This is a genomic window from Candidatus Symbiopectobacterium sp. NZEC135 (assembly GCF_025962695.1).
This window is the reverse complement of the sequence record NZ_JAGFPF010000921.1, coordinates 1-841: the sequence shown is the minus strand read 5'-3', so window position 1 is coordinate 841 and position 841 is coordinate 1. Positions and strand designations below refer to the sequence as shown.

The following is an 841-nucleotide window of genomic DNA, read 5'->3' as shown; positions in this document are numbered from 1 at the left end:
CGGCATCGGAAAAGCCCAGATCGCGGCACAGCCCGTGGCGAACATTGTCGCCATCAAGCAGATAGGTGCTAACGCCGAGTTGGTGCAAGCGCTGTTCCAGTTGCCCGGCCAGAGTGGACTTTCCCGACCCTGACAGGCCGGTGAACCAGATAACGGCCCCTTGATGGCGGTGCAATCGCTCCCGATCGCGACGTGCCACCGGGTGATCGTGCCAGACAATGTTGTCATCACGACTGTTGTCATCACGAATATTGTCATCACGAATGTTATCGCCACGATTGCCATCAATAGCCTGATGCTTCTCTTGTGGGGGCAGCGTCATGCTACTTTCCTCCCAGCAGATCGCGTGCACCCCAATGCGGGAAGTGACGGCGCACCAGCGCATTCAACTCCAGCTCAAACGCACTGAAGGCAGACGGTTCCTGCGTCACCTGCACCATCGGCTCGCGTACCAGCCCGGCACCGACAGTCACGTTACTCAGCCGGTCGATAAAGATCATACCGCCCGTGGTGGCATTCTGCTGATAGGACTCGAGCAGCAGCGGTTCATCAAAGGTCAAATCCACCAGGCCGATGCCGTTTAACGGTAAATTTTCGCTGACGCGCTGCGTCAGCGAATTGATCTCGACCTGATACTGAATATTGTCTACCCGCGCACGGGTTTTCTTGCCCGCAATCTTGATGTCATAACTGTGCCCCGGCACCAACGGCTGCTCCGCCATCCACACCACATCGACCTGCGCATGCTGTACTGCGCGCAGTTCATCCGCCTCCGGCACCAACAGATCGCCACGGCTGATATCCACTTCATCGGCCAGCACCAGCGTGGTGGCTTCTCCCG

Annotated in this window: 2 protein-coding genes; both read right to left on the bottom strand. The window is 58.0% G+C overall.

Annotated elements, in window-relative coordinates:
- Nucleotides 1–385, bottom strand: a 385-nt coding sequence (locus J5224_RS31460; protein ID WP_264628912.1) for an adenylyl-sulfate kinase, incomplete at its 3' end; no start/stop codon positions are given.
- On the bottom strand, nucleotides 324–841 hold a 518-nt coding region (locus J5224_RS31455; protein WP_413544754.1), incomplete at its 5' end, for an elongation factor 1-alpha C-terminal domain-related protein. The genes J5224_RS31460 and J5224_RS31455, both read right to left, overlap by 62 nt.